The organism is Phytohabitans maris, from assembly GCF_031085175.1.
In the GTDB taxonomy this organism is placed as follows: domain Bacteria; phylum Actinomycetota; class Actinomycetes; order Mycobacteriales; family Micromonosporaceae; genus Phytohabitans; species Phytohabitans maris.
Genome location: NZ_JAVHUY010000037.1, coordinates 19,677 through 32,803 on the forward strand (window position 1 = coordinate 19,677; position 13,127 = coordinate 32,803).

Below are 13,127 nucleotides of genomic sequence, written 5' to 3' on the forward strand. Positions count from 1 at the left end.
GACCTGAGCGGCAAACTATCTCGATCATGAGGGATCCGCTATGCTGCCGCTTGGCTGCATGCGCCCGCCTGGTCCAGGCTCCGGTGACCCACACTCCCGGAACTTTGGGACAAGGGTCTCTGACTCGCGCATCATGGTATGGCTGGTTCTACGCCCTGGCGGAGTGTGGGTCTGCTGAGGGACGGGTCGTGACAAGCAACCGCAGCCAGAAGCGCGCCATCCGGGCAAGGATGGCCGTGACCGGTGAGCCGTACAGCGTCGCCGCTCGTGAATTGCGCGAGCTGATCGGCAAGTCGGACGGATTGCCGAGACGCATACCAGGGGCTTATCTCGACCAGGTTCCGATCCCCAGGCGGTCGCGGCGACCACTCCGTATAGTCCGCGACGCGCAGTCGATCGCCGTACACCTTACCGGCTACTTTCGCGGATTCCGCAGGGGCCAGGAGATCGCGCATATGGCCGCCGCGGAACTGGATCAGGGCTGATGGACGTTCATGACCATCGACGGCCGTCGAGGGTGAGTCGACGACGCTCCTGCGCTGACGACTCGGTGGAGCGCCCAGCTCCATCGAGCGGCACCCCGGACTTGATCTACCGGATATGGGTGACCTGGAACGGGGCGCCCACTGGCCGGTTCAGCGGCGCACTGCTCGGTCTCATGGTTGCCATGCTCGTGAGTGGCCTCGCTCTGGCCCTATCGCCCCTCGGATCACCGAGGGAGTACTCCGGGGGTGTGCGGCCTGGCTGTTGCTCCAGACCGAAGCCCTGGTTGCCGCAGCGGGGAGCGGCGGGAGCCCGGGGCGACCGAGTGCCCGTGGAAGCTTCGGGATCTGCCGAGGAGTCGACGGACGACCGCTCGCAGTTGCGGAAGCGAGTCGACGCCCGTGCCGCTCTGGCCGCCTTTGACGGCGCGGCCGTCCGGGTCGTCATCGCGCTCGACGCCTTGTTTGTCCGGCTGGGACCATCGGTGCCGGCTGCCGGAAGTGACCGGTGAGCGCCGAGCTGAGCACTCCGATCTCGCCGGCTGGGCTCGAGCTAGCCAGGCGATTGGCCACGGCGCTGCCGGCCGACGAGCTGCAGGCCGCGCTGCGAGCACTGGAGCCGGAACTGTGCCGCGAACACGAGTGGCGCCTGCGTTCGGCACAGCTCAAACACGAGGAGTCGCAGGCCAGGCGCGCGCACGTGCTGTACCTGGTTGGTTTGGGTGCCGGCTTCTTGGTCAGCATGACCATGCTGACCGGCGCCGTCATCGTCGGCGTGCACGGTCAGCCATGGCTCGCCGCGGCGCTGTCGGGGCCGAGCGTGATCGCGTTGACGACGCTGTTCGTCCTGCGCAGGTCCGACGCCCTGGCCACCCGTGCGGCCGCGCACCGAATGCCACCGAACCCAGGTACCCCTCCCGTCTAACGAGAGGTCACCGCGCGCTGGCGGTGGACGACCATCGACTTACTGTCATAGCCGATGTGCGGATAGTGGTTTCGATGTCCGCTGCGTGGCTTGATTCGCGACCGCGGCTCTGCGACACGGTTCTCTGCCGCTGACTGGGCGTCGCGGCGTGTGTCTGACGTGCGGAAGAGGTCGACGCGCGGTCGTCCGAATTTGGGACGGTCTACGATCACGTGGCTGCGCCTGGGCGCACTACTCGTCTACGGTCGGCGGCTCTTGGAAGGAGACCTGTGGGCGACAACGGTTCGCCGCCGCGTGTGCTGCGTGATGCTGGCGAGGATGACAGTGACGTCTACGTGGTGGGCGTCCGCGAGACCACGGATGCCGAGTCCTGGTCGTTGTTGTTCATGGAGTGCTACGACGCCGACGACGAGCAAGAGATCGAGCTTGGAATGGACACGTACTGCCTGGTGGTCGGCCCGGGCCAGGCTACCCACTATGGCGGAGTGCGCGAGTGCGAGATCAGGGGCCGCGAGTTGCGGCTCGTGCTCGCCGAAGACGCGGCAGACGGGTTGGGCCTGCCGGTCGAGCAGCGTTTCGTCTTGGACCTGCCAGCCCACCAACTGGATCTGCTTGGTCGGGGCCTGCTCAGGGTGCTGACCTCTGGCAGGCGTGATGCCGTCCCACGCCGGCTGGACGTCTGATGCTGACCGCATGTGCCGCTGCTGGGTCGCTACCGCGGCCAGACCCGGATCCATACCGAGTCCGATCTTCGGGTCTTCCTGCGCTGGTGCACCGCCATGGAACTCGGCCCGCTCACTGCGGTCCGCGCCGACATTGAGCGGTACGTGGCGCTGGTCGCAGGACGTCCGCTGCTACCAGCCCTCGACCGTTCGCGGCGGCTGTCGGTCGTGGTCGGTTTCTACCGGGTCTGCGTGGTCGACCAGATCTTGCCGCACTCACCCGCTGCCTACGTTCGCGACAGCGGTCGCTTCCTGCCGTATTTCTCCTGGACCAAGATCCGGCGGCACAAGATGGTCGCGGGAACGGCGTCTCCGGACGACCCGACCATGACCCATTACTGGGCCGACCGTCGCAGGAAGCACCAACGCACGCTGCTGAGCGCGCAAGCCTATCGGCGTCTGTGGGCTCAACGGGGCCGATGCCCCGCGTGCGGAGGAATGCTCTTGTATGCCAACGAGCCACCGGACTCGCTCCGCGAGTGGGAACGGTGGCTGCGGACAACGATGATGGGGATCGGCAGAGGTTGGATCACCACAGCGAAAGTTGGCTCGCCGCCGGAAATCCGCCTGACTCACTCGTTCTGCCGGACACGGTTCCCAAGCAATCGGCAGAACGGCCAGAACCAGTCAGCGTGACGCCTTAAGGATCTGCTTGAGCCGTGTGCCGCGATGAGTGGCACGCACGGTTCTAAGGGGGATCGGCGGGGCAACCCGCCGGTCCTACCCGACCGAACGCCGGCGGCCGAAAGGCAGCAGGAACACCCGGTGCACGGCTGACCTTCACCAGCTGCCGGGGGCCAAGTGGCCGGATACGAGCGCGTGCCCGGCCCGAAAGGGAGCTGACGTGGGCCAGGTGAGCCGGTGAAGCAACGATGGCCATGGAGCCTTAACCGAAGGGCATGTTGGACGCCACGCTGGAGCAGACGCCGACCGCGGACGCCGCGGTGGGCGATGCTGGTGTGGTGAACGGACCGGAGGGCGAGGTTGTCGACTGGCAGGCCGTGGACTGACGGGCGGTCGAGGACAGCGTACGGCGTCTGCGTCAACGGATCTTCACGGCGTCGGTCGCGGAAGAGCTCGCGGATTTCGCGAGGATCCTGATGGCCGCGAACGCTGTGGACGAACCTCGTTCCGGGTCGTACCAGTCGATCGCCTTGGCCAGGCTGAGCCGCGCAACCTGCTCCAGGTCGTCGAGCGGCTCGCCCCGGCCCCGGTACCGTGCGCGAGCCGGGATGCCAGCGGCAGGCCCTGCGCGATCAGGCGATCCCGAGGCGCACCATGAGCGGCCGCCTCGTCGAGGTTGGGTTGTGTCGTCTCCTCGTCCACCAATGTGGCTCAAGCTTCGACGACAACGGTCTGCGGAAACGTCTACCCAGGTCATGCTGCAAAGCTGTGCACAGGGTCACTCCGCGTGGTCGCTTACCACCTCTTCGGATCGACTGGGCTGGACGAGCCCACCGACCACCTGGACCTACCCGCTTCGAGCAGTTGGAGTCAGCGCTGGCCGCTTACCCCGGCACGGTCCTGCTGGTCACCCATGACCGGCGGATGCTGGACACGTTACTCACCACACGCGCCTCGTGGTTGCCGCGGGGCAGGTCACAGAACACTGACCGGTTTGCGTCGACTATCGACGGCCGACGAGGTCGCGCCCGATGATTTCCTTCATGATCTCGTTGGCGCCGCCGAAGATGCGCTGGACGCGGGCGTCCTGGTAGGCCCGGCCAACCGGGAACTCCAGCATGTAGCCGTAACCGCCGTGCAGTTGTAGGCAGCGGTCGATGACGCGGTTCTGCATCTCCGACGCGAACAGCTTGGCCTTGGCGGCGTCCACGATGGACAGCTCGCCTTCGCCGTGGGCGAGGATTGCCTGGTCGACATAGGCACGGGTCACGTCGATCTCGGTCACCATCGAGGCCAGCTCGAAGCGGGTGTTCTGGAAGTCGGCGATTGGCTGGCCGAAGGCGTGGCGCTCGTTGGTGTAGGCGACGGTGTCGGCGAGTACGGCAGTGGCGGCCGCGACCGCGTGGGCGGCGATGGACAGCCGTTCGAGCGGGAGTAGGCTGGCCAGCTGCTTGAGGCCGCCGCCGAGCTCGCCCAGGACGTTTTCGTCCGGCACGAACACGTCGTCATAGAAGAGTTCCGCCGTGTCCTGGGCGTGCAGGCCGATCTTGTCGAGCCTGCGCCCCCGGGCGAAGCCCGGCATGTCGCGCTCCACGATCAAAAGGCTGAAGCCGCGGCTGCCGCCTTCGGGCGCGGTGCGCACGACCGTGATTACCAGGTCGGCGTTGATGCCGCTGGTGATGAATGTCTTGGCGCCGTTGACGATCCAGCCGCCGTCGACCTCCCGGCCGGAGGTGCGTAGGGCGCGCAGGTCGCTGCCGGTGCCGGGCTCGGTCATCGCGATGGCGCCGATGCGCTCGCCGGACGCCATCGACGGCAGCCAGCGCTGCTTCTGTGCGGCGGTGCCCAGGGCCCTGATGTAGGGGATCGCGATGTCGTCCTGGAGTGAGAAGCTCGACGCCAGCGCGGTGGCGTGAACCTTGGCGAGCTCCTCCAGCACGATGTTGCGGTACCGGTAGTCCCCGTGCTGCCCGGCGCCGCCGTACTCCTCGGGCGTGCTGAGGCCGATGACCCCCTGCTTGCCGGCGGCCAGCCACACGTCGCGGTCGATGAGGCGGTCGCGGTCCCAGCGCTGCAGATTGCCGACCACGGCCCGGGTCACGAACTCGCGCACGACCTCGCGGAACTGCTCATGGTCGGCGGTGTAGAGGTTGCGTTTCATGAGGCATCCTTCCGGTGAGGGTGACGTCGAGGTCGAACAGGGGCGTCGTCTTGAGCTCCGAGCGGGCCACCGTGCGGGCGTGTATCTCGTCCGGGCCGTCGAAGATCCGCATCGCCCGGTGCCAACCCCACATGGCGGCGAGTGGCACGTCGTCACTGACCCCGGCGGCGCCGTGCACCTGGATGGCCCGGTCGATGACCTGGGTGACCACCCGCGGCACGATCAGCTTGACCATGGAGATCTGGGCGGCGGCCGCCTTGTTGCCGGCCAGGTCGATCGTCCTGGCCGCGGCCTGGCACAGCAGCCGGCCCTGATCGATGGCGACCCGCGACTCGGCGATGTCGCGCTGGATCGACTCGCGCTCGATGAGCGGACCGCCGAATGCGACCCGCTGCCTGGCTCGCCGGATCAGCATAGCCAGGGCACGCTCGGCCGCGCCGAGTGCTCGCATGCAGTGGTGGATCCGGCCGGGCCCGAGGCGCGCCTGGGCCATAGCGAAGCCGTCGCCCTCCCGGCCGAGCAGGTGCGTCGCCGGCACGCGGACCCGCTCGAAGCTCGCCTCGCAGCGGCCGTGCTGGTCATGCCGTCCGAAGACGGGCAGGTCGCGGTGGACGACGATGCCCGGGGTACCGGCGGGGACCAGGACCATCGACTGCTGCCGGTGGGCGGGCGCCCCCGGGTCGGTCTTGCCCATCACGACGAGGAGTTCGCAGCGGGGGTCGGCCAGGCCGCTGATCCACCACTTGCGGCCGTCGATCACATAGTCGTCGCCGTCGCGGCGGATGGCGGTGGTGATGTTGGTGGCGTCACTGCTGGCCACGTCGGGCTCGGTCATCGCGAAAGCCGACCGGATCCGCCCGTCGAGCAATGGTTCGAGCCAGCGCTCGCGCTGCTCGGGGGTGGCGAAGAGGTGCAGCAGCTCCATGTTGCCGGTGTCCGGCGCCTGGCCGTTGATCGCCTCCGGTGCCAGTTCCGGGCTCCAGCCCGACAGCTCGGCGATGGCCGCGTAGTCAAGCTGATCGATGCCAGAGGTTGCGGGCAGGAACAGGTTCCATAGGCCGCGCCGTTTGGCCTCCCGCTTGAGTTCCTCGACCACCGGCGGCACGCTGTGGTCGTGTTCGCCGTGCTCGGCCCGGTGGTCGTGGTAGGCCCGCTCGGCGGGGAAGACACAGTCGCGCATGAAGTCCACCATGGACGCACACAGCTCGGCGCCGCGCGGCGAAAGCCGGAGGTCAGTCACGCCGGGCCCCCGGCGGGGTGAAGGTCCGGCCGTCCGGCAGGACCGGCGGCAGGTGGCGGGAGACGCGGTCCGTGAAGGCCGGTTCGCGCTTGTGCAGGAACGCGGCGATGCCCTCGCCGGCATCGTCGCTTATCCCGCGCAGGTTCAGCGCGTGGGTCTCCATCTCGTGCGCGGTCATCGGGTGGTCGACGGTCAGCATCTGCCACAGCAGTCGCCGGGTCAGCGCCGCTGACACCGGCGCGGCGTGCCGTGCGATCTCGTCGGCCAGGCCCAGGGCGGCGGTCAGCACCTCGCCGGCCGGGTGCAGGCTGCGCACCAGCCCGCCGGCCAGAGCCTCGCCGGCGTCGAACACCCGACCGGTCAGCATCCACTCCATCGCCTGCCACATCGGCACCACGCGGGGCAGGAACCACGACGAGCACGACTCCGGCACCAGCCCGCGGCGGGTGAACGGGAATCCGACCTTGGCGTCTTCGGCCAGGATCCGGATGTCGCACGGCAGCGTCATGGTGATGCCGACACCGATCGCGTGCCCGTTGACGGCGGCGATCACCGGCTTGAGCGACTCGAAGATGCGCAGCACCACCCGGCCGCCGCCGTCGCGCCGTACCGGCAGTGCGTGCCCCGGCAGCTCGAACTGGGTATCGGCTGGGGCGTCGGGACTGGTCCGCCAGGTCTCGAACGTGCCGCCGCCGGACTCTCCGGGGGTGAGGTCCATGCCGGCGCAGAAGGCCCGCCCGGCGCCGGTGAGGATCACCGCCCGGACGGCGTCGTCGGCGTCCGACCGGTGGAAGCACTCGATCAGCTCCGCCTCCATCCGGTCGGTGAACGCGTTGAGCGACGCCGGCCGGTCGAGCGTGACAATCGCGACGTGGTCGGACACCTCGTAGCGAACGTGACCGTCCATCAGCTGACCCGCTCGATGACGGTGGCGTTGGCCATCCCGCCGCCCTCGCACATGGTCTGCAGGCCGTAGCGCCCGCCGGTGTCCTCGAGGTGGTGCAGCAGCGTGGTCAGCAGCCGCGTGCCGGAGCCACCGAGTGGGTGGCCGAGGGCGATCGCCCCGCCGCGGGGGTTGAGCCGTGCCTGGTCGACGTTGAACTCCTGCGCCCAGGCCAGCGGCACGGGCGCGAACGCCTCGTTGACCTCGAACGCGTCGATGTCGTCGATGGAAAGCCCGGACCGGGCGAGCACGCGGGTGGTGGCCGGAATGACACCGGTCAGCATGAGAAGGGGATCGCTGCCGGTGATTGCGAAGCCGGCGAATCGGGCCCTCGGGGTCAGCCCGAGCGCATGGGCCTTGCCGGTGCTCATGATGAGGGCGGCCGACGCCCCGTCGGTCAGCGGCGACGAGTTCCCCGGGGTGATGTGCCAACCGATCTCGGGGAATCGGCCGGCCAGCTCGTCGGTCCGGAACGACGGCCGCAGCCCGGCCAGCGCCTCGATCGTCGTCCCCGGCCGGATGGTCTCATCGACCGTGTGGCCGCCGACGGGCACCACCTCGCGCCGGAAGTCGCTCGTAGCGGCGCGCTGGTGCGAGCGGGCCGAGTATTCGTCGAGCTGTGCCCGGGAGAACTTCCAGCGGGCGGCGATGATCTCGGCGGAGACGCCCTGGTTCACCAGGCCTTCGGGAAAGCGGGCGGCGAGAGGGCCGAGCGGGTCGCCGCCGGCGTTGGCCGAGCCCATCGGCACGCGGCTCATGCTCTCCACGCCGCAGGCGATGGCCACGTCGTAGGCGCCGGCCAGCACGCCCTGCGCAGCGAAGTGCACCGCTTGCTGGCTGGAACCGCATTGTCGGTCGACGGTGGTGGCCGGCACCTCCTCGGGCAGCCCGGCGACCAGCGTGGCCGTGCGGGCGATGTTGAGCGCCTGGTCGCCGACCTGGCCGACGCAGCCGGCGATGACATCGTCGATTTCGGTCCCGGCGAGGCCGTTGCGCTCGACCAGGGTCCGGATGACCGTGGCCAGCAGCTCCGCCGGGTGTGTCCCCGACAGTGCCCCGCCGGGCTTTCCTCGCCCCGACGCCGTCCTGACGACGTCGATGATGACCGCCTCGGCCATGGCGTTCCTTCCTGTCCCGGGGGCGCCGGTCCGCATCCGTTACGGGTGCGCTGTCGCCACGTCCCAAGATCGAGTGGATTTACTTAGCGCTCGCTAAGGAGCGTAGAAGTGTGGGCGCATCGGGTCAAGGCTGGGCGCCGGTGGTCGCATCGTTCGCTGGTGGGACGCCTCCGCGTCGCCGATTTCCGGCCCGAAACACTCCCTTGACATGCATGTCAAGTCGGGCTTACGTTTCCGGTCAGTGACGCCATTCACAGGAAAGCGCACCTGGAGGGTACCAATGAAGATCACAGACCTCCGGACCCGCGTCGTCGCACCGCCCGAGTTCGTCTTCCAGTGGCGCGAGGACATCCCGCCGGTCCAGCTGACGATGACGGTATTCGAGATCGATACCGACGAGGGCATCACCGGTGTATCGACCTCGTGGCTGCCGGCCGCGCCGAACGAGATCGCCGAGTCGGCCATGCACTTCTTCAAACCGCTCCTCATCGGCGCCCATCCGTTCCAGCGGGAGAAGCTCTGGCACGAGCTGATGGCGTTCAGCCGCTACATGATCTCCCCCAAGGCGGCCAGCAACATCGACATCGCCCTGTGGGACATCGCCGGGAAGGCGGCCGGCCGCCCGGTGTACGAGCTGCTCGGGGCGTATCGCGACCGGGTTCCGGTCTACATCACGACCGAGACCCAGAAGGACGCGCAGGACTATGCGCAGATCGCGGTCAGGTGCAAGGAGCAGGGCCTGCACGGCGTCAAGCTGCACGCGGCCGCGACGCCCGACAAGGACATCGAGGCGTGTCGAGCCGCCCGGGCCGCCGTCGGCGACGAATTCACGCTCATGCTCGATGCGACGAGTGCCTACGACTGGCACGACGCGGTGCGGGTCGGGCGCGAGATCGAGCGACTCGGCTTCCACTGGTACGAGGACCCGATGCGCGACGACGACGTGGCCGGGTTCGTGCAGCTGTGCCAGGTGCTCGACGTGCCGGTGCTGATGGGGGAGTCGACGGCCCGTGGCCCATGGACCTTCGCCCACTATCTGTCCCAGGGCGCTTGTGACGGCCTGCGGGCGGTCGGCGACATCATCGGCGGCATCACCGGGCTGCGCAAGATCGGCGCGTTGGCCGAGTTGCACAACCGGCGGATGGAGCCGCACTCATACGGCTCGACGCTGGTGCAGGCCGCGCATCTGCACTACATCCTGTCCGTCCGCAACTGCGAATTCTTCGAGCTGCCCTTCCCGCGCGGACCACTGGACTTCGGCATGAAGGACGTCATCGAGGTCGGCGCGGACGGTCATGTGCGGGCGCCCACGGCGCCGGGCCTGGGCTACGAACTCGACTGGGACGTCATCGACAATGCCACCGTCAAACAGCTCAGCTGAGAGCGCGGCCGGGCGGGTGCTCGTCGTCGGCGCCGGGGCGATCGGCGGGCTCATCGCAGCCAAGCTCGCGGAGGCGCCCGGCGCCACGATACTGATCGCGGCCCAGCGGCCGATCGAGCGCTTCACCTTCACCCCGCTCGGCGGCGAGCCGGCCGAGCCGGACGTGACGGTGGTGCGCGAACCGAGCGAGCTGCCAGGGCCACCGGGGCTGTCGTGGGTGGTCGTGGCAACCAAGACCTACGACGTCGGCGGCGTCGGGCGATGGCTCGGCCGGCCCGCGGTGGCCGGCGCGACCGTAGTGGTGGCCCAGAACGGGGTCGGCCACCACGAGCGGCTGGCACCGTTCGTCGACCCGGGCCGGATCGTTCCGGCGCTGGTCACCTACGGTGCCGGCCGTACCGGGCCGGGCCAGGTGGTGCACACCCTCGACGGCGTGCTCCGGGTGCCGGCGGGTCCCGGTGGCGAAGGGTTCGCCGCGCTGGCCGCGCCCACGTCGCTCAAGGTCGAAGTCGTCACCGACTTCGCCGCCGCTCAGTGGACCAAGCTCGCCTACAACCTGGTCGGCAATTCGATCTCCACGATCACCGACCTGCCGGTCCGGGAGATCGGCCGGCGCCCGGAACTGCGACGCATCGCCACCGCCCTGGTGGACGAGGCCCGCAAGGTCGCCGCCACGCAGTCGGCCGCGCTGCCGGCCGACCTGGCCGAGCGGATGCTGGACGAGTTCGCCGCCTATCCGGACACGGTGCGGTCCTCGATGTGGCAGGACCGGCAGGCGGGGCGACCGCTCGAACACGATGCGATCAGCGGTGCGGTGGCGCGGGTTGCGCGGTCTCATAATATAGACGCACCCTTTTCGCAGATGGCAACCGACCTGCTGGAGACGCTGTCTCCGGTGCGGGCGCCGGCACCGCCGGTGCCCCGCGCTCCATCCACATAGGAGATCAGATGCCCGGTCCCACCGAGGTTCAGCAGGCACGTCGCGACAACGGTCCACTCACCGACCGTGGTGCGACGCGCAAGCGGGCGCTCCTGGACGCGGCCCGTCGAGTCTTCGAGCGCAAGGGATTCATCGAGACCCGCGTGACCGACGTGGTCAAGGAGGCGCAGGTCTCGCATGGCACCTTCTACACCTACTTCGACACCAAGGAAGCCATCTTTTCGGCGGTCGCGCACGACATGGTCGACGCGATGCTGGCGGCGATGTCGACGCCGATCCCCACGACCGGCTTCGACGAACGCATCCACGACCTCGTGCGCCGCTTCGTGCAGGCGTACCGGCCGCACGCCAAGATGATCGGCCTGATCGAGCAGGTGGGCACCTTTTCTCCGGAGATGCGGGAGCTACGCCTCGACATAAGGGACACGTTCGTCAGGCGCACGAAGCGGGGCATCCAGCGGCTGCGCGCCGGCGGCGTGCTCACCGATCCTGACATGGATGTCGAATACATTGCCGAGGTTCTCGGCGCGATGCTCGAGTACACCTGCTACCTGTGGTTCTGCCTCGACAAGAACTTCGACGAGGACCGGCTTGTCGACACGCTGGCCTTCGTCTGGCGCAAGACCCTACGCGCTGCTCGCTGATCCCGGAACGACACCCCGATAGCTCCGCCCCCTCGCATCGGCCATGGCCGTATGTGAATCCCTTGGCGCGCAAGCACAATCGAATGCCCACAATGGACAATTGTGGCCCGTGACGAAGCCGGATCGAGCCTGTCTCTTGTCCGGAGCACCCTTGACAGCTCCCGTGGCGGCGGTCACTCTTGACATGCATGTCAACAACTGATTTCGCTGCTGTTTCGGGGGACCGCTGACGTCCCGATCGACGACCTCAGGCGGTTTTGTTGGTCTTACCGCACACCCGCCCTTGTCGGCGGACCAAAGGAGTACAGATGCCGAACCCCAGGCGGATCGCGGCCACCGGCCGCTCCTCCCGCTTCCGATATGGCAAGTTCACCGCCCGCGTCACCGCCGGCGCCCTGGCACTGAGCCTGGTCGCCGCCTGCAACGGCCCGGCCGCTCCCAGCGCCGGCGGCAGTGCGGAGGTTCCCGCGTCCGCCACCAACCAGACGTTGACCGTCGGCGTCGCCACCCTGCAGCAGCAGTACGCGGACCCGGTGCTGGCCAACGAGGGTGGCAACACATACCCGATCAAGTGGTCGGTCGGCGAGCCCCTCATCCGCCAGGAGCTCGACATGCGCCAGGTTCCCGCCCTGGCCACCGAGTGGTCGGTCAGCACGGACGACCTCACCTGGGACGTCAAGCTGCGCGAGGGCGTGAAGATGCACGACGGCTCGACCTTCACGGCCAAGGACGTGCAGACCTCGATCAACCGGGTGAAGGACCCCGCCTTCACGTCGTACGCCGCCTACGTCAAGAAGATCGCGTCGGTCGAGATCGTGAACGACTACGAAATCAAGATCAAGACGACGGTGCCGTATGCGAACCTCGTCTTCGACACCCCGGCCCCGGTGGCCACCGACTACTACAACCGGGTCGGCGAGGCCGAGTTCCGCAAGAAGCCGGTCGCGGCCGGCCCGTGGAAGTTCGACTCCCAGGTCTTCAACGACTCCATGACCCTGACCCGGTTCGACGACTTCTGGGACAAGGACCGGATCGCGAACTTCTCCAAGCTCGTTCTCAAGATTATTCCGGACGAGAGCAGCCGGCTCTCCGGCATCCAGACCGGGCAGCTCGACATCGCGCAGGGCCTCACCCCCAACAGCGCGGCCCAGCTGCAGGGCAGCCCGACGATCAAGCTGGTGACCTCGAAGCAGGCCAGCGTGGCCAACGTGTTCTTCGTCGACAACTGGTTCGAGGCCGACTCGAAGCTCAAGGACGTCAACGTCCGCAAGGCGCTCATGCTGGCCATCGACCGCAAGGCGATCGCCGATTCGCTCTACCGCGGTTTCGGCACGGTGACCGTCAACGCGACGTTGCCGGTGACACTGGGCAACGACACCTCGCTGCAGGCCTGGCCGTACGACCCGAATCAGGCCAAGCAACTGCTCGCCGCGGCCGGAGCCAGCAACCTCTCCTTCACGCTGCACCTCTACAACCAGACGACGGCCATCGCCGACGTGCAGAAGTTCGCCGAGGCCGTGATCGGGTACTGGAAGGAGATCGGCGTCAACGTGACCATGGACGCGATGGATCCGGCCACGTATCTCGACAAGGCGGTGAAGCACCAGCTGACCGGCGCCGTCATCCTGGGCACCCCCGGCCTGCTGATCTCCGACCCCGAGAAGCTGTCCATCTTCTATACGTCGACCGGCGGTTACTCGGCCGTGAAGAACGCCGAACTCGACGGGATGTTCGCCCGGTTGAGCTCGACCGTGAAGCGCGACGACCAGGCCAAGATCGCCGGCGAGATCAGCCGGAAGCTCCACGAGACGCTCTACGGGCTTCCGGTCGTGTCACTCGACGCCGTCTACGCCATCGGCCCGAAGGTCGCGGCGTGGAACCTCATGGAAGGCAACCCCTACCCGGGGCCGTTCTGGCACCTCGACGCGAAGTAGATCGGGTGGGTGG

Annotated in this window: 12 protein-coding genes and 1 pseudogene; 8 read left to right on the forward strand and 5 right to left on the reverse strand. The window is 68.1% G+C overall.

The window, feature by feature from the left end:
* Positions 1–188 precede the first annotated feature (188 nt).
* The 4 genes from RB614_RS31440 to RB614_RS31455 all read left to right on the forward strand — a co-directional run bounded on the left by RB614_RS31440 (position 189) and on the right by RB614_RS31455 (position 2,765).
* Positions 189–485 carry a hypothetical protein gene (locus RB614_RS31440; protein ID WP_308716376.1) on the forward strand — a complete coding sequence of 99 codons (297 nt, stop codon included), beginning with the start codon at positions 189–191 and terminating at the stop codon, positions 483–485.
* A 505-nt stretch (positions 486–990) separates the two neighbouring features.
* Entirely contained in the window at positions 991–1,407 is a 417-nt protein-coding gene (locus tag RB614_RS31445; protein WP_308716311.1) for a hypothetical protein, read from the forward strand.
* A 269-nt stretch (positions 1,408–1,676) separates the two neighbouring features.
* Positions 1,677–2,090, forward strand: a complete 414-nt coding sequence (locus tag RB614_RS31450; protein WP_308716312.1) for an Imm10 family immunity protein — start codon at positions 1,677–1,679, stop codon at positions 2,088–2,090.
* A gap of 12 nt (positions 2,091–2,102) precedes the next feature.
* Positions 2,103–2,765: a hypothetical protein gene (locus RB614_RS31455; protein ID WP_308716313.1), complete on the forward strand. Its 663-nt coding sequence runs from the start codon at positions 2,103–2,105 to the stop codon at positions 2,763–2,765.
* Between the two features lie 425 nt (positions 2,766–3,190).
* Here RB614_RS31455 and RB614_RS31460 read toward each other — a convergent pair.
* From RB614_RS31460 to RB614_RS31485, 5 genes and pseudogenes are all read right to left on the reverse strand, one after another.
* Positions 3,191–3,398: pseudogene (locus tag RB614_RS31460) on the reverse strand (sigma factor); the annotation flags it as partial.
* Between the two features lie 358 nt (positions 3,399–3,756).
* A complete protein-coding gene (locus RB614_RS31470; protein WP_308716314.1) occupies positions 3,757–4,866 on the reverse strand; it encodes an acyl-CoA dehydrogenase family protein in 1,110 nt (369 codons plus the stop codon).
* 16 nt (positions 4,867–4,882) lie between these two features.
* Entirely contained in the window at positions 4,883–6,106 is a 1,224-nt protein-coding gene (locus RB614_RS31475; protein ID WP_308716374.1) for an acyl-CoA dehydrogenase family protein, read from the reverse strand.
* Positions 6,107–6,146: 40 nt separating this feature from the next.
* Complete coding sequence (locus RB614_RS31480; RefSeq protein ID WP_308716315.1) at positions 6,147–7,061, reverse strand: enoyl-CoA hydratase-related protein; 915 nt, start codon at positions 7,059–7,061, stop codon at positions 6,147–6,149.
* Positions 7,061–8,215, reverse strand: a complete 1,155-nt coding sequence (locus tag RB614_RS31485) for a thiolase family protein (protein WP_308716316.1) — start codon at positions 8,213–8,215, stop codon at positions 7,061–7,063. Before RB614_RS31485 ends, RB614_RS31480 begins: the two co-directional genes overlap by 1 nt.
* Positions 8,216–8,423: 208 nt before the next feature.
* Between RB614_RS31485 and RB614_RS31490 the strand changes: the two genes are divergently transcribed.
* From RB614_RS31490 to RB614_RS31505, 4 genes are all read left to right on the forward strand, one after another.
* A complete protein-coding gene (locus tag RB614_RS31490; protein WP_308716317.1) occupies positions 8,424–9,596 on the forward strand; it encodes an enolase C-terminal domain-like protein in 1,173 nt (390 codons plus the stop codon).
* The gene (locus RB614_RS31495; RefSeq protein WP_308716318.1) at positions 9,571–10,536 is read left to right on the forward strand and encodes a ketopantoate reductase family protein; all 966 of its coding nucleotides are present in this window, start codon (positions 9,571–9,573) and stop codon (positions 10,534–10,536) included. The genes RB614_RS31490 and RB614_RS31495 overlap by 26 nt, the downstream gene beginning before the upstream one ends.
* Before the next feature lie 8 nt (positions 10,537–10,544).
* Positions 10,545–11,180: a TetR/AcrR family transcriptional regulator gene (locus RB614_RS31500; RefSeq protein ID WP_308716319.1), complete on the forward strand. Its 636-nt coding sequence runs from the start codon at positions 10,545–10,547 to the stop codon at positions 11,178–11,180.
* Between the two features lie 308 nt (positions 11,181–11,488).
* Positions 11,489–13,114, forward strand: coding sequence for an ABC transporter substrate-binding protein (locus RB614_RS31505; RefSeq protein ID WP_308716320.1), 1,626 nt, complete (start codon positions 11,489–11,491; stop codon positions 13,112–13,114).
* Positions 13,115–13,127 lie beyond the last annotated feature (13 nt).

Coding starts and splice junctions, on each gene's coding strand:
- RB614_RS31505 (WP_308716320.1), top strand. CDS start 11,489: ATGCCGAACCCCAGGCGGATCGCGGCCACCGGCCGCTCCTCCCGCTTC.
- RB614_RS31490 (WP_308716317.1), top strand. CDS start 8,424: ATGCATGTCAAGTCGGGCTTACGTTTCCGGTCAGTGACGCCATTCACA.
- RB614_RS31480 (WP_308716315.1), bottom strand. CDS start 7,061: ATGGACGGTCACGTTCGCTACGAGGTGTCCGACCACGTCGCGATTGTC.
- RB614_RS31495 (WP_308716318.1), top strand. CDS start 9,571: ATGCCACCGTCAAACAGCTCAGCTGAGAGCGCGGCCGGGCGGGTGCTC.
- RB614_RS31475 (WP_308716374.1), bottom strand. CDS start 6,106: ATGGTGGACTTCATGCGCGACTGTGTCTTCCCCGCCGAGCGGGCCTAC.
- RB614_RS31485 (WP_308716316.1), bottom strand. CDS start 8,215: ATGGCCGAGGCGGTCATCATCGACGTCGTCAGGACGGCGTCGGGGCGA.
- RB614_RS31500 (WP_308716319.1), top strand. CDS start 10,545: ATGCCCGGTCCCACCGAGGTTCAGCAGGCACGTCGCGACAACGGTCCA.